This window comes from Pseudomonas fluorescens, from assembly GCF_005938625.1.
In the GTDB taxonomy this organism is placed as follows: Bacteria; Pseudomonadota; Gammaproteobacteria; order Pseudomonadales; family Pseudomonadaceae; genus Aquipseudomonas; species Aquipseudomonas fluorescens_BD.
This window is the reverse complement of record NZ_VCNJ01000022.1, coordinates 120,716-141,843: the sequence shown is the minus strand read 5'-3', so window position 1 is coordinate 141,843 and position 21,128 is coordinate 120,716. Positions and strand designations below refer to the sequence as shown.

Annotated in this window: 16 protein-coding genes; 7 read left to right on the top strand and 9 right to left on the bottom strand. The window is 60.4% G+C overall.

What is annotated here, in order from left to right; translation table 11 throughout:
• The first annotated feature begins 380 nt into the window (after positions 1-380).
• From FGA82_RS14540 to FGA82_RS14510, 7 genes are all read left to right on the top strand, one after another.
• Positions 381-1,541 carry an efflux RND transporter periplasmic adaptor subunit gene (locus FGA82_RS14540; protein WP_141127587.1) on the top strand — a complete coding sequence of 387 codons (1,161 nt, stop codon included), beginning with the start codon at positions 381-383 and terminating at the stop codon, positions 1,539-1,541.
• A complete protein-coding gene (locus tag FGA82_RS14535; protein ID WP_141127586.1) occupies positions 1,538-4,639 on the top strand; it encodes a multidrug efflux RND transporter permease subunit in 3,102 nt (1,033 codons plus the stop codon). Before FGA82_RS14540 ends, FGA82_RS14535 begins: the two co-directional genes overlap by 4 nt.
• A gap of 9 nt (positions 4,640-4,648) precedes the next feature.
• Complete coding sequence (locus tag FGA82_RS14530) at positions 4,649-5,326, top strand: heavy metal response regulator transcription factor (protein ID WP_007916978.1); 678 nt, start codon at positions 4,649-4,651, stop codon at positions 5,324-5,326.
• Positions 5,316-6,680 (top strand): heavy metal sensor histidine kinase, encoded by a 1,365-nt coding sequence (locus FGA82_RS14525; protein WP_141127585.1) that lies wholly within the window; start codon positions 5,316-5,318, stop codon positions 6,678-6,680. Before FGA82_RS14530 ends, FGA82_RS14525 begins: the two co-directional genes overlap by 11 nt.
• A gap of 414 nt (positions 6,681-7,094) precedes the next feature.
• On the top strand, positions 7,095-7,316 hold the full coding sequence (locus FGA82_RS14520; protein ID WP_141127584.1) for a hypothetical protein: 222 nt from the start codon (positions 7,095-7,097) through the stop codon (positions 7,314-7,316).
• Between the two features lie 197 nt (positions 7,317-7,513).
• The gene (locus tag FGA82_RS14515; RefSeq protein WP_141127583.1) at positions 7,514-8,830 is read left to right on the top strand and encodes an OprD family porin; all 1,317 of its coding nucleotides are present in this window, start codon (positions 7,514-7,516) and stop codon (positions 8,828-8,830) included.
• Positions 8,831-8,969: 139 nt separating this feature from the next.
• Positions 8,970-10,475 carry a sensor domain-containing diguanylate cyclase gene (locus FGA82_RS14510; RefSeq protein ID WP_141127582.1) on the top strand — a complete coding sequence of 502 codons (1,506 nt, stop codon included), beginning with the start codon at positions 8,970-8,972 and terminating at the stop codon, positions 10,473-10,475.
• A 148-nt stretch (positions 10,476-10,623) separates the two neighbouring features.
• Here FGA82_RS14510 and lpxC read toward each other — a convergent pair whose 3' ends face one another.
• The 9 genes from lpxC to murD all read right to left on the bottom strand — a co-directional run bounded on the left by lpxC (position 10,624) and on the right by murD (position 21,124).
• Positions 10,624-11,535: a UDP-3-O-acyl-N-acetylglucosamine deacetylase gene (gene lpxC, locus FGA82_RS14505; RefSeq protein ID WP_007916984.1), complete on the bottom strand. Its 912-nt coding sequence runs from the start codon at positions 11,533-11,535 to the stop codon at positions 10,624-10,626.
• Positions 11,536-11,647: 112 nt separating this feature from the next.
• Positions 11,648-12,844, bottom strand: coding sequence for a cell division protein FtsZ (gene ftsZ / locus FGA82_RS14500; RefSeq protein ID WP_007916986.1), 1,197 nt, complete (start codon positions 12,842-12,844; stop codon positions 11,648-11,650).
• Positions 12,845-12,948: 104 nt separating this feature from the next.
• Positions 12,949-14,208, bottom strand: coding sequence for a cell division protein FtsA (ftsA, locus tag FGA82_RS14495; protein ID WP_007916987.1), 1,260 nt, complete (start codon positions 14,206-14,208; stop codon positions 12,949-12,951).
• A gap of 15 nt (positions 14,209-14,223) precedes the next feature.
• Entirely contained in the window at positions 14,224-15,090 is an 867-nt protein-coding gene (locus tag FGA82_RS14490; RefSeq protein WP_007916989.1) for a cell division protein FtsQ/DivIB, read from the bottom strand.
• A gap of 4 nt (positions 15,091-15,094) precedes the next feature.
• The gene (locus FGA82_RS14485; protein WP_141127581.1) at positions 15,095-16,054 is read right to left on the bottom strand and encodes a D-alanine--D-alanine ligase; all 960 of its coding nucleotides are present in this window, start codon (positions 16,052-16,054) and stop codon (positions 15,095-15,097) included.
• Positions 16,051-17,511, bottom strand: a complete 1,461-nt coding sequence (murC, locus tag FGA82_RS14480) for a UDP-N-acetylmuramate--L-alanine ligase (RefSeq protein ID WP_141127580.1) — start codon at positions 17,509-17,511, stop codon at positions 16,051-16,053. Before murC ends, FGA82_RS14485 begins: the two co-directional genes overlap by 4 nt.
• Positions 17,504-18,574 (bottom strand): undecaprenyldiphospho-muramoylpentapeptide beta-N-acetylglucosaminyltransferase, encoded by a 1,071-nt coding sequence (murG, locus tag FGA82_RS14475; protein ID WP_064392864.1) that lies wholly within the window; start codon positions 18,572-18,574, stop codon positions 17,504-17,506. Before murG ends, murC begins: the two co-directional genes overlap by 8 nt.
• Positions 18,564-19,781: a putative lipid II flippase FtsW gene (ftsW, locus tag FGA82_RS14470; RefSeq protein ID WP_007916996.1), complete on the bottom strand. Its 1,218-nt coding sequence runs from the start codon at positions 19,779-19,781 to the stop codon at positions 18,564-18,566. Before ftsW ends, murG begins: the two co-directional genes overlap by 11 nt.
• Entirely contained in the window at positions 19,778-21,124 is a 1,347-nt protein-coding gene (gene murD, locus FGA82_RS14465; RefSeq protein WP_141127579.1) for a UDP-N-acetylmuramoyl-L-alanine--D-glutamate ligase, read from the bottom strand. Before murD ends, ftsW begins: the two co-directional genes overlap by 4 nt.
• Positions 21,125-21,128 lie beyond the last annotated feature (4 nt).

The following is a 21,128-nucleotide window of genomic DNA, read 5'->3' as shown; positions in this document are numbered from 1 at the left end:
TATTAGGTGTCGTCGGAAGGCTGAGTGGAGGGGTTGATCCGGGTGTGGGAGTGTAGCGACCGTTTGGCGAAGTCAATCACATTGGGAGTAGGTGCAGCGAAGCAAACCGTAGGCGCTGCGCCCGGATCGATCCCGGAGCGAAGGAACCCCGAGCCCCAGCGAGCGGGCCGCACGTAGGAGCAAGCGTTTTTGGTTACTTTTGAGGCGTTTGTCAAAAGTGACCCGCCGTAAGGGCGGAACCCTAAGCCGCCGTTACCGCAGCAACGGATATACACCCAACGAAACTGACAGCGCCGACAGCTAGCCGTCACCCTCCTGACCCCCAAACAAGTTTATAAAGACCCTAACCCTGCCCAAACTCCGTCCGGCGCCCACCCCGCATGCGAATCCAAAAGAACAAAGCCCTGCTCGCCACCCTATTGATCGTCCTCGCAGGCGCAGGTCTGTGGTACGCCCTGAAACCCGCCCCGACCAAACTCGCCCCCCCCACAGCCATCCCGGTGCGAGTCATAGCGGTCAGCGAAAAAGACGTCCCCCGCTACACCAGCGGCATCGGCTCCGTACTCTCATTACACAGCGTCGTAGTGCGCCCCCAGATCGACGGCATCCTCACCAAAATCCTCGTCAAAGAAGGCCAACTCGTCAAAGCAGGCGACCTGCTGGCCACCATCGACGACCGCTCCATCCGCGCCAGCCTCGACCAGACCCGCGCCCAACTGGGCGAAAGCCAGGCACAACTGCAAGTCGCCCTGGTCAACCTCAAACGCTACAAACTGCTCACCGTCGACGACGGCATCTCGAAACAGACCTACGACCAGCAACAAGCCCTGGTCAACCAATTGAAGGCCACCGCCCAAGGCAACCAGGCGTCGATTGACGCGGCGCAGGTACAACTTTCCTACACGCAGATCCGCTCCCCCGTCACCGGCCGCGTCGGTATTCGCACAGTCGACGAAGGCAACTTCCTGCGCATGACCGACACCGCCGGCCTGTTCACCGTCACTCAGATCGACCCGATTGCCGTCGAGTTCTCCCTGCCGCAGCAAATGCTGCCGACCCTGCAAGGCCTGATCAACGACCCGCAACGCGCGCAGGTCAAGGCCTACATCGGCGCCGACACCGATGGCGAAACCGGCAACCTGCTCGGCGAAGGTCACCTGACCCTGATCGACAACCAGATCAACGCCAACACCGGCACCATCCGCGCCAAAGCCGAATTCGCCAACGCCAGCCAGAAGCTCTGGCCCGGCCTGCTGGTCACGGTAAAAATTCAGACAGCCCTCGACAAAGATGCGCTGGTCGTCCCGCCGACAGTCGTACAACGTGGTCTCGACCAACACTTCGTTTACCGGGTGAACGGCGACAAAGTCGAAGCCGTGCAAGTACAGATGGTTTACCAAGGCAGCGGCCAGGACATCATCAAAGGCGTGAAGGCCGGTGACGTGCTGGTCACCGACGGCCAGTCGCGGCTCAAGCCCGGTTCCACCGTGCAAGTGATGACCGAGCCGGCGCAGGTGGTGCAAGCGGAGCCGAAACCATGAAGGCGCACAAAGGCGTCTCTACGTGGTGCATCGATCACCCGGTGGCGACAATTCTGCTGACCATCGCACTGGTATTGGTCGGCGCAATTGCCTTCCCCCGTCTACCAATCGCCCCACTGCCGGAAGCGGAATTTCCTACGATCCAAGTCTCCGCGCAGTTGCCCGGCGCCAGCCCCGACACCATGGCCTCGTCCGTGGCCACGCCGCTGGAGGTGCAATTCAGTGCCATCCCCGGCATGACCCAGATGACCTCCAGCAGTGCGCTCGGCTCCAGCCTTTTGACCCTGCAATTCACCCTCGATAAAAGCATCGACACTGCCGCGCAAGAAGTCCAAGCCGCGATCAACACCGCCGCCGGCAAACTGCCCAAAGACATGCCGACGCTGCCCACCTGGAAGAAGGTCAACCCGGCCGACAGCCCGGTGCTGATCCTCAGCGTCAGTTCGACGCAAATGCCCGGCACCGAACTCAGCGACCTGGTGGAAACCCTGCTCTCGCGTCAGATCAGTCAGATCGACGGCGTAGGACAAATCAACATCACCGGCCAGCAACGTCCGGCGATCCGCGTGCAAGCCTCGGCAGACAAACTCGCGGCGATCGGCCTGACCCTCGCCGACATTCGTCTGGCCATCCAGCAGACCAGCCTCAACCTCGCCAAAGGTGCGCTGTACGGCGAATCAAGCATCTCGACACTGTCGACCAACGACCAGTTGTTCCACCCCGAGGATTACAGCCAACTCATCGTTTCCTACAAGGATGGCGCCCCGGTTCACCTGCGCGATGTCGCCAAAGTCGTCAACGGTTCGGAAGATGCCTACGTGCAAGCCTGGGCCGGCGATCAACCCGGTGTGAACCTGGTGATCTCGCGCCAGCCCGGCGCCAACATCGTAGAAACGGTCGACCGCATTCAAGCCGCCCTGCCCGGCCTCGAAGCCATGCTGCCGGCATCGGTGCAGGTGAAAACCCTGATCGACCGCACCCAGACCATTCGTGCCTCGCTGCATGAAGTCGAAATCACCCTGTTGATCGCGATCATGCTGGTGGTGGCAGTGATGGCGCTGTTCCTGCGCCAGCTGTCGGCGACTCTGATTGTATCGGCGGTACTCGGCGTATCGCTGATCGCTAGTTTCGCCTTGATGTACATCCTCGGTTTCAGCCTGAACAACCTGACGCTGGTGGCGATCGTCGTCGCGGTCGGCTTCGTCGTCGACGATGCGATCGTGGTGGTGGAAAACATCCACCGCCATCTGGAGGCCGGCGACGATATGCGTGAAGCCGCAATCAAGGGCGCCGGCGAAATCGGTTTCACCGTGGTCTCGATCAGTTTCTCGCTGGTGGCGGCGTTTATTCCGCTGCTGTTCATGGGCGGTGTGGTCGGGCGTCTGTTCAAGGAATTCGCCCTGACTGCGACCTCGACCATCATGATTTCCGTGGTGGTGTCGCTGACGTTGGCGCCGACGCTGGCCGCGCTGTTCATGCGCAAACCGGTGCATCACGCCCACGCCAAACCGGGCTTCAGCGAACGTTTGCTCGGCTGGTACGAACGAGGCCTGCGCCGCGCCCTTGCCCATCAGAAACTGATGATCGGCGTATTCGGTCTGTCGCTCGCTTTGGCCATCGGTGGTTACATCTTTATCCCCAAAGGTTTCTTCCCGGTGCAGGACACCGGTTTCGTCCTCGGCACCACTGAAGCAGCTGCGGATATTTCCTACGGCGACATGGTGAAAAAACACTTGGCCATGGCCGAAATCGTCGCCGCCGATCCGGCCGTGCAGGCGTTTTCCCACTCGGTCGGCGTGTCCGGCAGTAACCAGACCATCGCCAATGGCCGTTTCTGGATTGCCCTGAAAAAACGTGGCGACCGCGACGTTTCAGCCAGTCAGTTCATCGACCGCATTCGCCCGCAACTGATGAAAGTCCCCGGCATCGTCCTCTACCTGCGCGCCGGCCAGGACATCAACCTCAGCTCTGGCCCGAGCCGCGCGCAGTACCAATACGTACTCAAGAGCAACGACGGCGCGACGCTCGCCACATGGACGCAACGCCTCACCGAAAAACTGCGCAGCAATCCGGCGTTCCGCGACATTTCCAACGACCTGCAACTGGGCGGCAGCATCACCCACATCAGCATCGACCGCAGCGCCGCCGCGCGTTTCGGCCTGACCGCCAGCGATGTTGACGAGGCGTTGTACGACGCCTTCGGCCAGCGGCAGATCAATGAATTCCAGACCCAGGTCAACCAGTACAACGTGATTCTGGAGCTGGACACCAAGCAGCGCGGCAAGGCCGAAAGCCTCAACTATTTCTACCTGCGCTCGCCGCTGAGTGGCGAGATGGTGCCGCTGTCGGCGCTGGCCAAATTCGACGCGCCGACCATTGGCCCGTTGTCGATTGCCCACGACGGCATGTTCCCCGCCGCCAACCTGTCGTTCAACCTCGCGCCCGGCGTGGCGTTGGGTGATGCGGTGATTCTGCTCAACCAGGCCAAAGCCGAGATCGGCATGCCGACGGCGATCAGTGGCAACTTCCAGGGCGCGGCACAGGCATTCCAGAGTTCGCTGGCCAGTCAGCCGTGGCTGATTCTCGCGGCGCTGGTGGCGGTGTACATCATTCTCGGTGTGCTTTATGAAAGCTTCGTACATCCGCTGACGATCATTTCGACGTTGCCGGCGGCGGGTTTGGGCGCGGTGATCATGCTGTGGATTTGCGGCCAGGATTTCTCAATCATGGCCTTGATCGGCCTGGTGTTGCTGATCGGTATCGTCAAGAAGAACGGCATCCTGATGATCGACTTCGCATTGGAAGCCCAGCGCCACCGAGGCTTATCACCTCAGGATGCGATTTTCGAAGCGTGCATCACGCGGTTCCGGCCGATCATCATGACCACCCTCGCCGCCCTGCTCGGCGCGCTGCCGCTGATGCTCGGCTACGGCACCGGCGCCGAACTGCGCCAGCCGCTGGGTATCGCGGTGGTGGGCGGTTTGCTGGTCAGCCAGATGCTGACGTTGTTTACCACTCCGGTCATATACTTGTGGCTCGAGCGGCTGTTCCACAGGCCCAAACCAGCGCCCGCACCAGCGTTGGCGACCACAGACTGAGGCAGGGTCATGCGCGTTCTGATTATCGAAGACGAGGAAAAAACCGCGGACTATTTGCACCGCGGTCTGACGGAACAGGGTTACACCGTGGACCTGGCCCGCGACGGCGTCGAAGGCCTGCATCTGGCGCTGGAGAGTGACTACGCGGTGATCGTCCTCGACGTCATGTTGCCGGGCCTCGATGGCTTCGGCGTTTTGCGCGCGTTGCGTGCACGCAAGCAGACCCCGGTGATCATGCTCACCGCCCGCGAGCGCGTCGAAGACCGCATCAAAGGCCTGCGCGACGGGGCCGACGATTACCTCGGCAAACCGTTTTCCTTCCTCGAACTGGTCGCGCGCCTGCAAGCGCTGACCCGGCGCAGCGGCGGCCACGAACCGGTGCAAGTAAGCATCGCCGACCTGTGGATAGATTTGATCAGCCGCAAGGCGACCCGCGCCGGAACCCGACTGGATCTAACCGCTAAAGAGTTCTCGCTGTTGAGCGTGTTGGCCCGCCGGCAAGGTGAAATCCTCTCGAAAACCGCGATTGCCGAGATGGTCTGGGACATCAATTTCGACAGCGACGCCAACGTCGTCGAAGTCGCGATCAAACGCCTGCGCGCCAAGCTCGACGGGCCGTTTGACGAGAAGCTGCTGCACACCATTCGCGGCATGGGTTATGTGCTGGAGAGCCGTGGTGTCCAGTAACTCGATTGCCCTGCGCCTCAGTGGAATGTTCACGCTGGTAGCGCTGCTGGTGTTTCTGTTGATCGGCGGCGCGTTGTATCAACAGGTCGACAAAGGCTTGGGATTGCTCCCGGAAGCCGAGCTGGATGCGCGCTACAGCGTGCTCGAATCGGCGCTCAATCGCTTCGGCACGCCGGAGCATTGGGTGAAGATCAACGCCAAGTTGAAACTGCTCGGCGAAGAGGACAAACGCATTCGTTTCTGGGTGGTGAGTGGCGATCCGGGTTACGAGTATGGTCAACCGGATGCGGTGATTCGCGCGTTCGCCCAAGGGCCGCTGGGCATGCATGACCTGCAGTTGCCCGAGCATCCTTATCCGCTGAAAGTGTTGTTGACCGAGTTGCCGGCCAAGGATCAGCGTCCGCCGCTACGCTTCATGATCGGCATCGATACCGAGACGTTTCATGAGACTCAGCACAATTTGCTGATCGCGCTGATCGGGCTGGCGATTGTCGGTGTGCTGATGGCCTCGGCACTGGGTTATTGGGTGGCGCGGATTGGTCTCAAACCGCTGATCAAACTGTCCCACGAGGCTCAACGACTGGCGCCCCCCCTACGCGCCGGGCGCTTGCGTTTGTCGCCTTTGCCACCGGAGCTGGAGCAGTTTGTCGACTCGTTCAACTCGACGCTGGAACGGGTCGAACAGGCCTACTCGCGGCTGGAATCGTTCAACGCCGACGTCGCCCATGAGCTGCGTTCGCCGCTGACCAATCTCATCGGCCAGACGCAAGTGGCGCTGACTCGCGGGCGCTCTGCAGAGCATTACTTTGAAGTGCTGCAATCGAATCTGGAAGAGCTGGAACGGCTGCGTTCGATCATCAACGACATGTTGTTTCTGGCCAGTGCCGATCAGGGCAACAAGGCGACCAAGCTCACCTCGACTTCGCTGGCTGATGAGGTGGCGACAACGCTGGAATATCTGGATTTCGTTCTTGAAGATGCGCAGGTTCAGGTGCAGGTCAGCGGGGATGCGCAGGTGCAGATCGAGGTCGCGCATTTGCGCCGGGCGTTGATTAATTTGCTGAGCAATGCGGTGCAGCACACCGGCGCGGGTCAGGTGATCGAGGTGCGAATTGAGGTTGAAGCGCATCAGGTGAGTATCGGAGTGGCCAACCCCGGTTCGCCGATTTCCAGTGAGCATTTGCCACGGTTGTTCGAGCGCTTTTATCGGGTCGATGCGTCGCGCAGTAACAGCGGTAATAACCATGGCTTGGGGCTGGCGATCGTCAAGGCGATTGCGCTGATGCATGGTGGAGATGTGTTTGTGCGCAGTGATCGCGGGATGAATACCTTCGGGATTCATTTACCGGTCTGAAAAGCCTCTCACCCTAACCCTCCCGAAACGTCGGACCGCCCATAGGGAGAGGGGACTGACCGCGTTGTTCTTTCAAGGTACACCGACCTGAAATATCCAGTCGAACTCAGGCCTTGAAAAGCCTGAAGATCTGCTCCCTTCCCCTCGCACTGACCGAGTTGTTCTCTCGAATTACACCGACCTGAACGCTCGAGTCGAACTCAAGCTTTGAAAAGCCCCCGGTCTGCTCCCTTTCCCCCTCGCCCCCTTGGGGGAGAGGGCTGGGGTGAGGGGGTTGCTCTTGGCTACACCGCGAACTTCGACTTTTACCTCCTGCGCAACAGTCATTTATGAAAATCACGCTGTTTCCCAACGCCAGGCAACCTTATCTTTGCCCGCACCAAACAGCACTCGCCAAGCGAGAAGGTTTTCAAGATGTCCAACAGTATGGGTATTGCCAGCGCGTTCGTTTTGTCCTCATTGATCCTGTCGCCGATGGCGATGGCCGAAGAATCGCAGTCGTTCGTGGCGCACAATGTCGCTCGCGCGCAGGCCTACGATCAGTATCAGGCCGAAGTGATGGCCAAGACGCAAGACGCCACGCAAGCCCCGCAGGCTGCCACTTCCCAGGCTCAAGCATCCGAGAAAGACAGCTGAGTCGCGCACCGCGCCAACGTTTCCCTCGACGCGGTTGTTTGGCTCTTCCCGTTCAACCGTCGTCATTCCAGGCCGCTGCCTTTCAGCGGCCTTTTTTCGTTGTGGTCTGAAAGCCGTTTGGTTCGTCTGTAACAACAAGAAACATCGAGCGCCTCAAAATAAAGAGGCGCCAGTTGACCCAAGGAGCTCCATCGCACGTGCGTTACCCAGTTCGCTTCACCCCGCTGTTCATTGCAATTGCCGCAACGATTGCCCCCACCGCCCACGCCGACGAGCCTGCCAACGAAGGCTTCGTCGAAGGCTCGAGCCTCAACCTTAACGCCCGCAACTACTATATGAATCGCAACCACTTGCAGAAAGCGGACGACAACATCGAGTGGGGCCAAGGCTTTCTCGGGGTTTTCAAGTCGGGTTACACCGAAGGCACGGTCGGTTTCGGCATTGACGCCCACGCGATGCTCGGGCTGAAACTCGACGGTGGTGGCGGCACCGACGGTTCGAGCATCCTGCCGGTCAGAGAGAGTGGCGGCAAAGCACCGGGAGCTTTCTCAACCGCCGGTGGCACGCTGAAAATTCGCGCGTTCGATACCGAGTTGAAGGCTGGTGATCTGTTTCTCACCAACCCAGTGATTGCCGGCGGTGAAACGCGCATGCTGCCGCAGACTTTCCGTGGTGTGAGCCTGACCAACCACAGCTTCGACGGCTGGTTGATCGAAGGCGGCCAAGCGAGTTTCACCAAGCCGTACAACCAGAGCGGTCACACCCGCATTGGCACTTCCTACGGGACATTGGCTGATGGCGATGAGAGTCAGCATCTGAACTGGGCCGGCGTGGCCTGGAGCGGTGTCGACGGTCTGACCAGCAGTCTTTATGCGTCCGAGCTGAAGGACATCTGGAACCAGTACTACTACGACCTCGACTACACGTGGCAGTTGAACGATCTGGTCAGCCTCAACCCGGGCCTGCACTTCTATCACACGCAGGACACCGGGGATGCGTTGCTGGGCAACATCGACAACAACACCTACAGCCTGCATTTCACCGTTGGCGTCGGTAATCACAGCGTTACTGCCGCGTATCAGCGGGTCAACGGCAACACGCCGTTCGACTACATCAGCCAGGGCGACAGCGTTTACCTCGACAACTCCCAGCAGTATTCCGATTTCAACGGCCCGAACGAGCGCTCGTGGAAGCTCAAATACGCCTACGACTTCGCCGGTGTCGGCGTACCTGGACTGACCTCGTCTGTGTCTTACTCGCGCGGCACTGTGGACCTGACCAAGGTTGACGCCGACAGCAAAGGCTATTCCAACTGGTACAGAGCCGAGGGCCGCAACGCCAAGCATTGGGAGCGCGATCTCGATTTGCAGTACGTGGTGCAGAGCGGTCAGGCCAAGGATCTGGCGGTGCACCTGCAATGGGCAACCAACCGTGGCGGCAACGGCTACGGCGTGATTGATTCGGATGCAGATGAATACCGCGTGATCATCGACTACCCGATCAACGTCTTCTAAGATCGGCGCTAAGCAGACTGACTCCGATAGCTCAAACAATTACCAACACTGTGGGAGCGAGCTCGCTCCCACAGTGGAATACCGTCACTGAACTCGTGCAACTACGCTTATAAGACTTCCCTCAACCGACAGCCCAATCATGATCGCGAGCCGTACCCCACCCGTTGCGGGCAAGACCGGACGCCCCGAGTTGCTGCTGATCTGCGGCAGTTCGCTGACCGTGATCGCGATTCTGTGCATCGTCACGTTCCTGCTGATCCGCGAGCACGCCAACGCTCAGGAATCGGCGACCCGCAGCGCCACCACCATCGCGCAACTGATCGACGCCGATGTGCTGCGCACGGTCGAGTTGTACGACCTGACCCTGCAAGGCCTGATCACCGCCGCCCAACGCGATGACCTGCAAGATGTCTCTCCGCAGATCCGTCATCTGGCGCTGTTCGACCGCTCCACCACGGCGCGCTTCAAGGGCGACATTCTGTTGCTCGACAAGCACGGAAATGTGCTCGCCGATTCTTCGCGAATCGAACCGAAACCGGGCAACTTTGCCGACCGCGATTACTTCCTCGCCCACGCGTTCAACCGCGATGTCGGCATGTTTATCAGCCGTCCGTTCAAAACCCGTTGCGACTGCGATGAAGCCAACCAGTGGCGGATCAGCTTCAGTCGACGGATCTCCTCGCAAACCGGTGAGTTCGCCGGCGTGGCCGTGGCGTCGATGAAACTCGACTACTTCGACCAATTGTTCAACAGCCTCGACATCGGTAAAGACAGCACGTTGAACATCATCGACAACGACGGCGTCCTGCTGGCGCAAAAGCCCTACCTGCAAAGCGACTCCATCGGCAAAAGCTTCGGCAACCGGCCCAACGTCATACGGATTCTGCGCGACAAGAGTGGCAATGGCAGTTTCAACAGCGTTTCGAGCATCGACCATCAGCAACGTCTCTATACCTATTCGCGGGTCGGCAATCTTCCGTTGATCGTGATGGTCGCGCTGTCCAGCGACGAGGTGTTCGGGACGTGGCGTCGTACCGCCCTGTTGATCAGCGGCGCCACAGGCGTGTTGTGCGCGGGTTTGCTGTGGCTGACCTGGCTGCTGGCCCGCGAGCTGCGCTTGCGCCAACGGGCCGAGCGAGAACTGGCGCAACTGGCCGCCACCGATGCACTGACGGGCGTAGCCAATCGACGCATGCTCGATCAGGCCCTGCGTCACGAGTGGTTTCGCGCCCAACGCTCAGGCAAACCGCTGTCGGTGATGATGATCGATGCCGATCACTTCAAGGCATTCAATGACCGGCATGGGCATCAGGGCGGGGATCAGGCGCTGAAGACGCTGGCCCGTGTCATCACTGAAAATGTCCGGCGACCGGCGGATCTGGTCGCGCGTTATGGCGGCGAGGAGTTTTCGGTGATTCTCGCCGAGACCGACGGTCATGGTGCGCAACAGATCGCCGAGCATATTCGTCAGGCGGTGGAGCAGTTGCCGTTGGTCGACGGGGCCGAGCGGCCGATGACGGTGAGTATTGGCATCGCCACATGGACGGCGGCGAGCGAGATGACGCTGGAGCAGTTGCTGTTTGCGGCGGACAAGGCGTTGTATCAGGCCAAGGAAGGTGGGCGTAACCGCGTCGTCAGCTATTAAGATCAAAAGATCGCAGCCTTCGGCAGCTCCTAGATGAGAATGCGATCACCCTGTAGGAGCTGCCGAAGGCTGCGATTTTTTGATTTTAAAAGGGCATAAAAAAAGGCCATCCGAGGATGGCCTTCAAAAAACTAGAGAGGTTTTTTACTTACACTGCCGCAACCGGGCGCATGTAAGAGATTGGTGCGGTACTGGCGTCTTCGAACGTCACTACTTCCCAAGCATCTGTTTGCTCAATCAACTTGCGCAACAGCTGGTTGTTCAGTGCATGACCGGACTTGAAGCCTTTGAACTCACCAATCAGGCTGTTACCCAGCAGATACAGATCGCCAATGGCATCGAGGATCTTGTGCTTCACGAATTCGTCTTCATAGCGAAGACCGTCTTCGTTCAACACGCCATCGGCATCGACCACGATTGCGTTTTCAACGCTGCCGCCGAGTGCGAGGTTGTGCTTGCGCAGGTACTCGATATCACTCATGAAACCAAAGGTACGGGCGCGGCTGACTTCTTTTACGAACGAAGTGCTGGAAAAGTCCACGCTTGCACTCTGGGTGCGGTCCCGGAATACCGGGTGATCGAAATCGATCTCGAAGCTCACCTTGAACCCTTCGAAAGGGACGAAAGTGGCGCGCTTGTCGCCGTCTTCCACTGTCACTTCACGCAGGATGCGGATGAATTTCTTGGCGGCGTCCTGTTCTTCCAGGCCTGCCGATTGAATCAGGAATACGAAGGGTCCAGCGCTGCCATCCATGATCGGGACTTCGGACGCGGAGAGCTCGACGTAGGCGTTATCGATGCCCAGGCCAGCCATGGCCGAGAGCAAGTGCTCTACCGTGTCCACTTTGACGTCGCCGTTAATTAGCGTCGTCGACATAGTGGTTTCACCGACGTTTTCCGCGCGGGCAGGAATCTGCACCACAGGGTCGAGGTCAGCGCGACAAAACACAATGCCAGTGTCGACAGGCGCAGGCTTGAGGGTCAGATAGACCTTCTCACCGGAGTGCAGGCCTACACCTGTGGCACGGATAATATTTTTCAGTGTGCGTTGTTTAATCATGGCTTGGGCCGCTTCAGCGCAAATTGCGAACTGGTATCAACAAAGGCTGGCGATGATAGCAGACCATGCCTTTGCTGAACACCAATCACCTTCATAGCCCTGATACATTCCATCAATCGGCCTGACGACGCAGGAAAGCCGGGATGTCCAGGTAGTCCAGATCATCTTGCGGATTCATCTTCGCGGCAGCCGCAGCACCGGCCTGAGCCTGGTTGCGCATGACGGTCGGACGGTCCAGGTCACGGTAGTTCACCGCTGGCGCTTCCTGACGGGCCGCAGCCGGTTGTTGCACCTGGGCGGAAGCCATGGAGGTGTGAACGGTGTTGTCGATGACCTTGACAGGCTTCTCGATTTTCGCGCCCAGACCGGTGGCAACCACAGTCACGTGCAGCTCGTCGCGCATGTCCGGATCGATAACGGTACCGACCTTGACCATCGCGTGCTCGGAAGCGAAGGCTTCGATGATCGAACCCACGTCGGAGTACTCACCCAGAGACAGGTCAGGACCGGCGGTGATGTTCACCAGGATGCCGCGTGCGCCTTGCAGGTTCACGTCTTCCAGCAACGGGTTGCGGATCGCCGCTTCGGTGGCTTCACGTGCACGGTTCGGACCGCTGGCGCAGCCAGTGCCCATCATCGCCATGCCCATTTCGCTCATCACGGTACGTACGTCGGCGAAGTCGACGTTGATCATGCCCGGACGCTTGATGATGTCGGAAATACCGCGAACGGCACCGGCCAGTACATCGTCAGCCTTGGCGAAAGCCGACAAGAGGCTTGCGTCTTTACCGAGGATGGTCAGCAGCTTCTCGTTAGGAATAGTGATCAACGAGTCGACGCTTTCCGAGAGCATGCGGATGCCTTCGTCGGCGATCTGCATACGCTTGCGGCCTTCGAACGGGAACGGACGCGTTACTACAGCAACGGTCAGAATGCCCATTTCCTTGGCCACTTCGGCGATGATCGGCGCAGCACCGGTACCGGTGCCGCCGCCCATGCCAGTGGTGATGAACACCATGTTGGTGCCCTGCAGGACTTCGGCAATGCGCTCACGGTCTTCGAGAGCGGCCTGACGACCTACTTCAGGGTTGGCGCCGGCGCCCAGACCTTTGGTCACGCCGGTGCCTAGTTGCAGAATGGTACGCGCGCCGATGTTTTTCAGCGCTTGAGCATCAGTGTTGGCGCAGATGAATTCAACGCCTTCGATGTTGCTCTTGACCATGTGATTGACAGCGTTGCCGCCGCCACCGCCAACACCGATAACTTTGATTACCGGGCTTGCGGGGATGTTGTCTACGAGTTCGAACATTTTCCCTCTCCTTACATTCTCTAGTTTTTTCGCCTACTGCTTTTTTGTTGCGGTGCATCTACTGCTACTGCTTGCCGCTTGAAGCTTGACGCTTCGAGCTGCTTTTAAAAGTTGCCTTGAACCCACTTCTTCAATCGGTCCAGCAACGGCGCCTGTGGCTCTTCGTTGCTGTAGCTGTCGCGGCTGCCGATGCCAGAGAACGAAACCCCGTCGGACTGCTTTTGCAGGCCGTACATCAACAAGCCAACGCCAGTGGAATAAATCGGGTTGCGCACTACGTCATCCAGACCTTTGACGCCGTGCGGCACGCCGAGGCGTACCGGCATGTGGAAGATTTCTTCGGCCAGTTCAGTGGCGCCTTCCATCTTCGAAGTACCGCCGGTCAGGACGATGCCGGCCGGGATCAGGTCTTCGTAGCCGCTGCGACGCAGTTCTGCCTGAATCAGCGTGAACAGTTCGTCGTAACGCGGCTCGACCACTTCGGCCAGGGCCTGACGCGACAGTTCGCGCGGTGGACGGTCGCCAACGCTTGGCACTTTGATGGTTTCACCGGCACCGGCCAGTTTCGCCAAAGCGCAGGCGTAACGAATCTTGATTTCTTCGGCGTACTGGGTCGGGGTGCGCAACGCCATGGCGATGTCGTTGGTCACCTGATCACCGGCAATCGGGATCACCGCGGTGTGGCGGATCGCGCCTTCAGTGAAGATCGCGATGTCGGTGGTGCCGCCGCCGATGTCGACCAGGCACACGCCCAGCTCTTTCTCGTCGTCGGTCAGTACCGAGTAGGCCGAAGCCAGTTGCTCGAGAATGATGTCGTCGATTTCCAGACCGCAGCGACGCACGCATTTTTCAATGTTCTGTGCAGCGTTGACGGCGCAGGTGACCACGTGAACCTTGGCTTCCAGACGCACGCCGGACATGCCCAATGGCTCGCGCACGCCTTCCTGGTTATCGATCACGTAATCCTGCGGCAGGGTGTGCAGCACGCGCTGGTCAGCCGGGATCGCCACGGCTTGAGCGGCGTCGAGCACGCGCTCAAGGTCGGCCGAGCTGACTTCACGATCACGGATCGCAACGATGCCGTGGGAGTTCAGGCTGCGGATGTGATTGCCCGCCACGCCGACGAACGCCGAGTGAATGCGGCAGCCCGCCATCAGTTGGGCTTCTTCGATCGCGCGCTGGATCGATTGCACGGTGGATTCGATGTTGACCACCACGCCCTTCTTCAGGCCACGGGACGGATGGGTACCGATCCCGACGATTTCCAGCGAGCCGTCGTCGGAGACCTCGCCGACCAGCGCCACCACCTTGGAGGTGCCGATATCGAGACCGACGATCATTTTGCCGCTTTGCACGTTTGCCATGGGTCCTGCCTCTTCTTAATTCTTTGCGACAGCGGGTTGGGCTGTCGTCGGCGCTACTGGTTCCCGCCAGCCAACAGCGAGGCCGTTGGCGTAGCGCAGATCGATGCGCGCAATGTTCGTAATCTGGTCTTTAAGTGTCTTGTCATAGATGGCGATGAAGCGGCGCATCTTTTCCACCAGGTTGCCGCGTCCCAGCAGCAACTCGATGCCGGGGCCAGAACTGCCGGCACCGGTGGTCAGGAACCAGCTCCCGCGTTCACGCAGTTCCAGGCGTGCAATCGAGAAGCCCAACGGCCGCAGCATCTGGCTCAGCACCTGATACTGCTGCATCACTTGCTGCTGAGCCCGTTGTGGACCGAACAGCTGTGGCAGGTGTTCGTAGTTCGCCAGCTCCTTGGGCGTAAACGCCTGGCCCTGGTTGTTCAGTAACGACTCGTCGCCCCAACGCGCCACTGGCAGTTGTTCTTCAAGGCGGATCACAACCTGGTCCGGCCATACCCGCCGAACTTCGGCGTGGGCGATCCACGGCATCTGCTCAAGCTCGGTGCGCATGCCGGCCAGGTCGATGGTGAAAAAGCTCGACGCCACGTACGGCGCGATCCGCTGCTGCACTGCTTGCTGGCTGATGTAGCTCAGGTCGCCCTGCACGGCGATCTTGGTGATCGGCCGGTCGGCGTACGGCAGCAATCGCGTTGCACCTTCGTAAGTACCAAAGCCCAGCACCACCAACAGCACCGGCCAGAACAGGCTCTTCAGAAAGCTGAAATTGGCTTTCGGCAGGCGCGCGGACATCGGCTCTTTCGCCACCATTCGGCTGGCACCCCGTGGCACCGGCTTGCGGCCGGGTGCGGGAGGCTGATGTCGGAGCTGAGCGCCTTGCATCGTCTTAACCTCGAGCGTCTTCAACACTGGCGGCCAGAATGGCCAGAACCAGTTGCTGGAAATTCAGACCGGCCGCACGGGCCGCCATCGGCACCAGACTGTGATCGGTCATGCCCGGAGCGGTGTTCACTTCGAGGAACCAGAACTGCCCGTCGGCATCCTGCATCACGTCCGCCCTGCCCCAACCGGCAATCCCCAGCGCCTCACTGGCCTTGGCCGTGAGATCCATGAGTTCCTGTTCCTTGGCGGCATCCAGCCCGCACGGAATGCGGTACTGGGTATCGTTGGCGATGTACTTGGCGTCGTAGTCGTAAAACGTGTGCGGTGTACCCAGGGCGATTGGAGGCAACACCTGGTCACGCAGGGTGGCGATGGTGAACTCCGGACCTTGAATCCATTGCTCAACCAAGACTTGCGAATCGTAGGTACTGGCCGCTTTCCATGCGTCGATCAACTCGGACGCAGAACTCACTTTGGCCATCCCGATACTTGAACCTTCATGCGCCGGTTTGACGATCAAAGGGAAGCCCAGTTCCGTCGCCGCAGAAATACAATCGGCTTCGCTGCACAGCACGGCGTGACGCGGCGTCGGAATACCGAGGCTGTGCCAGACCTGTTTGGTGCGCAGTTTGTCCATCGCCAGTGCGGAAGCCAGAATGCCGCTGCCGGTGTACGGAATGCCCGCCACTTCGAGCAGGCCCTGCATGGAGCCGTCTTCACCGCCACGGCCGTGAAGAATGATGAAGGCGCGGTCGATCTTTTCGCTGAGCAGACGTTGCAGAATGTCCTCGCCAACGTCGATGCCAAACGCGTCCACGCCAGCGCTTTGCAGCGCGTCGAGCACGGCGTTACCGGATTTCAGCGACACCTCACGCTCGGCACTCAGGCCGCCAAAGAGCACGGCGACGCGGCCGAAGTCTTTCGGCGCGATGGTGGAGAACAGGTTGGCGTAGGCAGCAGTCATTTCAACTTCCCCTCGACCGACGCCGCCACGGCGCCAGCGAACAATTCACTTTTCAACAGCTTCGGCGCGAGACCGCCGATATCACCGGCGCCCTGACACAGCAGGATGTCGCCGGCACGCAGCAGTGGCTTGACCAGCGGTGCCAGATCGACGCCACGCTCGATGTAGATCGGGTCGAGTTGACCGCGCTGGCGAATGCTGTTGCACAGCTTGCGGCTGTCGGCGCCCGGAATCGGCTCTTCGCCGGCCGGATAGACTTCCATCAGCAGCAGCACGTTGGCGTCGGCCAGTACATTGACGAAATCGTCGTAGAGGTCGCGGGTGCGGCTGTAACGGTGCGGCTGGTAAACCATCACCAGACGGCGCTCCGGCCAGCCACCGCGTACGGCTTTGATCACGGCGGCGACTTCGGTCGGGTGGTGACCGTAGTCATCGACCAGCATCACGTTGCCGCCGTCCACCGGCAGTTCGCCGTAGACCTGGAAGCGTCGACCGACACCCTGGAAGCCAGAGAGGCCCTGAACGATGGCTTCATCGCTGACGCCTTCGTCGGTGGCGATGCAAATGGTCGCCAGCGAATTGAGTACGTTGTGGTTGCCGGGCATGTTCACCGACACGTCCAGCGGCTCACGATCCGGGCGCAACACGGTGAAGAAGGTCTGCATGCCTTGCTGACGAATATTGATCGCGCGGACGTCAGCGTCTTCGCTAAAGCCGTAGGTCACGGTCGGACGTTTCACCTGCGGGAGGATTTCGCGCACCACCGGATCGTCCAGGCACATCACCGCCAAACCGTAGAACGGCAGGTTGTGCAGGAATTCGACGAAGGTTTTCTTCAGTTTGTTGAAGTCACCGTCGTAGGTCGCCATGTGGTCGGCGTCGATGTTGGTGACCACGGCCACCAGCGGTTGCAGGTGCAGGAAACTCGCATCGCTTTCATCGGCTTCGGCGATCAGGTAACGGCTGGTGCCGAGCTGGGCATTGGTGCCCGCGGCATTCAGACGGCCACCGATGACGAACGTCGGGTCCAGACCACCAGCGGCGAACACCGAAGCGATCAGGCTGGTGGTGGTGGTTTTGCCGTGGGTGCCGGCGACGGCGATACCGTGGCGATAGCGCATCAGTTCGGCGAGCATTTCGGCACGCGGCACCACTGGAATGCGACGCTCAAGCGCAGTCGCGACTTCCGGGTTGGAGGTGTTCACAGCGCTCGACACCACCAGCACGTCGGCGGTCGCGGCGTTCTCGGCACGGTGACCGATGAAAATCTGCGCGCCGAACGATTCCAGACGCTCGGTGACCGGCGAGGCTTTCAGGTCGGAACCAGAGACTTCATAGCCCAGGTTCAACAACACTTCGGCAATCCCGCACATGCCCACGCCGCCGATGCCGACGAAGTGGATGCGACGGATGCGGCGCATTTCCGGTTGCGGCATGGCTTTCTGATTCTCAACCATGAGCCACCTCCAGACAGGTATCGACCACGCTACGGGTGGCATCAGGTTTCGCCAGACGGCGGGCCGCTTGGGCCATATCTTCGAGTCGTTGCGGTTGCATCAAGACCTCTGTCAGGCGCGCGGCAAGGTCCGCGGCACCAGTCGTTCTTTGCGGCATCAGGAAGGCAGCGCCTTCACGGGCCAAATAATCGGCGTTGCGGGTCTGGTGATCGTCGATCGCGTGGGGCAAAGGCACCAGCATCGAGGGCAGACCGGCGGCAGCCAGCTCACTGATGGTCAACGCGCCTGCGCGGCACACCACCAGGTCAGCCCAGCCATAGGCCTGGGCCATGTCTTTGATGAACGGCTGCACCTGCGCATCGACGCCGGCGGCGCGGTAGCGCTCTGCAGTCACTTCATCGTGGTTTTTGCCGGCCTGATGAAACACTTCCGGGCGCAAATCGGCAGCGACTTGGGCCAGGGCTTCAGGCAGCAACTTGTTCAACGGTTCTGCGCCAAGGCTTCCGCCAAGGATCAGCAAACGCGCTTTGCGACCGGCCAGGGCTGGTCGCGATGTGTCGAGGAACAGCTCGCTGCGCACCGGGTTTCCGGTGGTACGGCGGGTGTCCGACAGAGTAAAGGTGTCCGGGAACGCTTCACACACCCGGGCGGCGAACGGCACCAGCAACCGATTGGCGGTGCCAGCAACGGCGTTCTGCTCGTGAACGATCACCGGCACGCCGGCCAGTTTCGCGGCAAGACCACCGGGGCCGGTCACATAACCACCGAAGCCAACCACGCACACCGGCTTCAAGCGACGAATGATCGCCCGCGCCTGCCACACCGATTTCAGCAGCATGAACGGCGCCTTGAGCAGCGATAGCTTGCCCTTGCCGCGCAGACCCGTGGCGTTGATACGGTGCAGTTCAAGACCTGCGGCCGGCACCAGTTCATTTTCAATTCCGCGTGGCGTGCCGAGCCAGTGCACGGTGTAGCCGCGCGCCTGAAACTCGCGGGCACAAGCCAGCGCCGGGAACACGTGGCCGCCGGTTCCGCCGGCCATGATCAATACGTTAGCGCCCATGATTCGGCTCCTCGGCGAAGTCGCTCTCATGGAATTCCATCTCTTCACTGCCCAGGTGGGTTCGACTCTCCCACTCAATCCTCAATAACAAACCGAGGCAGGCACAGCAGATCACCAACGAGCTACCGCCATAACTGAGGAACGGCAAGGTCAGACCTTTGGTTGGCAGCAGGCCGACGTTCACACCGATGTTGATCAGGAACTGACCAATCCACAGGAACGACAGACCGTAAGCCACGTAAGCGGCGAAGAACTGTTTGGCTTTCTCCGCCCACAAGCCGATGTACATGCCGCGAATACACACGAACACGAACAGCGCGACGGTGCACAGCGAACCAACGGCGCCGAGTTCTTCAGCCAGTACCGAGAACACGAAGTCGGTGTGCGCTTCCGGCAGGTAGAACTGCTTCTGCACGCTGTTGCCCAAGCCGACGCCGAGCCATTCACCGCGACCGAAGGCGATCAAGGCTTGCGACAGCTGATAGCCAGCGCCGAACTGGTCGGCCCACGGGTCAGCGAAGTTGGTCAGACGCGCCATTCGATACGGCTGCATTTGAATCAGCAAGACCACGGCCCCGACCGCCAACACCACCATCAGCGAGAAGCGGAACAGCCCGACCCCGCCGAGGAATAGCATCGCCGCTGCTGCACCCATCATTACTACGGTGGCCCCGAAGTCCGGCTCCATCAGCAACAGACCGGCCATCGGCAGCAGCACGATGAATGGCTTGAAGAAGCCCATCCAGCTCTCGCGCACTTCCTTCTGACGCCGCACCAGATAACCGGCGAGGTAGATCACCACGAATACTTTGGCGATTTCCGAAGGCTGCACGTTGAAGAAGCTGAAACCGATCCAGCGCATCGAGCCGTTCACTTCGCGACCGATGCCCGGGATGATCACCATTACCAGCAAGCCGAACGCACCGATCAGCATCAGCCAGCCGAGGCGCTGCCAGGTGGCGATCGGAATCATCATCGTGACGATGCACGCGCCCAGTCCGAGTACCACATAAATAAGGTGGCGAATCATGTAATACAGCGGGCTGCCCGACTGCGCCGCCGCGACTTCCGTGGACGCCGAGGCAATCATGATCAACCCGAGACCAAGCAGCGCCAGGCAACCGGCGAGCATCGGGAAATCGAGGTCGATACCGCGTCCGGTGATGATCGGCGACGGATACGGTTTGATGATATTGCGCAGGCTCATGCCAATTCCTCCACAGCGCGGACGAACTGGTGACCACGGTCTTCGTAATTCTTGAACATGTCGAAACTGGCGCAGGCCGGCGACAGCAGCACCACATCACCCGGCTGGGCGGCGGCGCGGCATTGCGCAACGGCGTCGACCAGCGAGGTCGCACGAATCAATGGCACGGCATCGCCAATCGCTTCGCCGATCTTGTCGGAGTCGCGGCCCATCAGGATCACGGCGCGGCAGTTGGCCGCCACCGGATCACGCAAATCGTTGAATTCGGCACCCTTGCCATCACCGCCGGCGATCAGGATGACCTTGCCGTCGATGTCCGCGCCCAAGCCTTCGATGGCGGCCAGAGCGGCGCCGACGTTGGTCGCTTTCGAATCGTTGTAGTACGCCACGCCGTCGAGATCACGCACCCACTGGCAGCGATGTTCGAGGCCGGCGAAGGTGCGCAACGCCGAGAGCATGGCGTCGAACGGCAAGCCCACGGCATGCCCCAACGCCAGCGCCGCGAGGGCGTTGGACTGGTTGTGTGCGCCGCGAATCTTCAACTCGCGCACTGGCATCAGGTTCTGGAATTCGAAGGCCAGGTATTTCTCGCCCTCTTCTTCACGGATACCGAATGCCTTGAAATCCGGTTTGGTCAGGCCGAAGGTCCAGCACGGCTGGCCCTCGCCCATCAACGGACGGCTCAGCGCGTCCTGCCGATTGACCACGAACTGCTTCGCGCCACGGAAGATCCGGTGCTTGGCCAGGTGGTACGCCGGCAGACCGCTGTAGCGATCCATGTGGTCTTCGCTGATGTTCAGCACGGTCGCCACTTCGGCGTTGAGCTGGTCGGTGGTTTCCAGCTGGAAACTCGACAGTTCCATCACGTACAGCTCGACGTCGTCGCTGAGCAGATCCAGCGCCGGGGTGCCAAGGTTGCCGCCGACGGCGACGCGTTTGCCGGCCGCAGCCGCCATCTCGCCGACCAGGGTGGTGACGGTGCTTTTCGCGTTGGAACCGCTGATGGCCACGATCGGCGCCTGCGCGTTACGCGCGAACAGCTCGATGTCGCCGGAGAGTTTGACGCCACGGGCCGCCGCGGCTTGCAGGGCCGGGGTCGCCAGCGCCAGGCCGGGGCTCACGTAGAGCTCGTCGGCACGGCAGAGGAATTCGACGTCCAGCTCGCCACAACGCACTTCCACGTGCGGATAGTCACGCTTGAGCGTGGCCAGTTCCGGTGGATTTTCCCGCGTGTCCGCCACGGCAAACGACGTGCCCCGGTTCGCCAGGAAGCGAACCAGGGACATGCCGCTCTTGCCGAGGCCGACAACGATGCGGAAGTGGTCAGAAGCGATCAGAGACACTCGT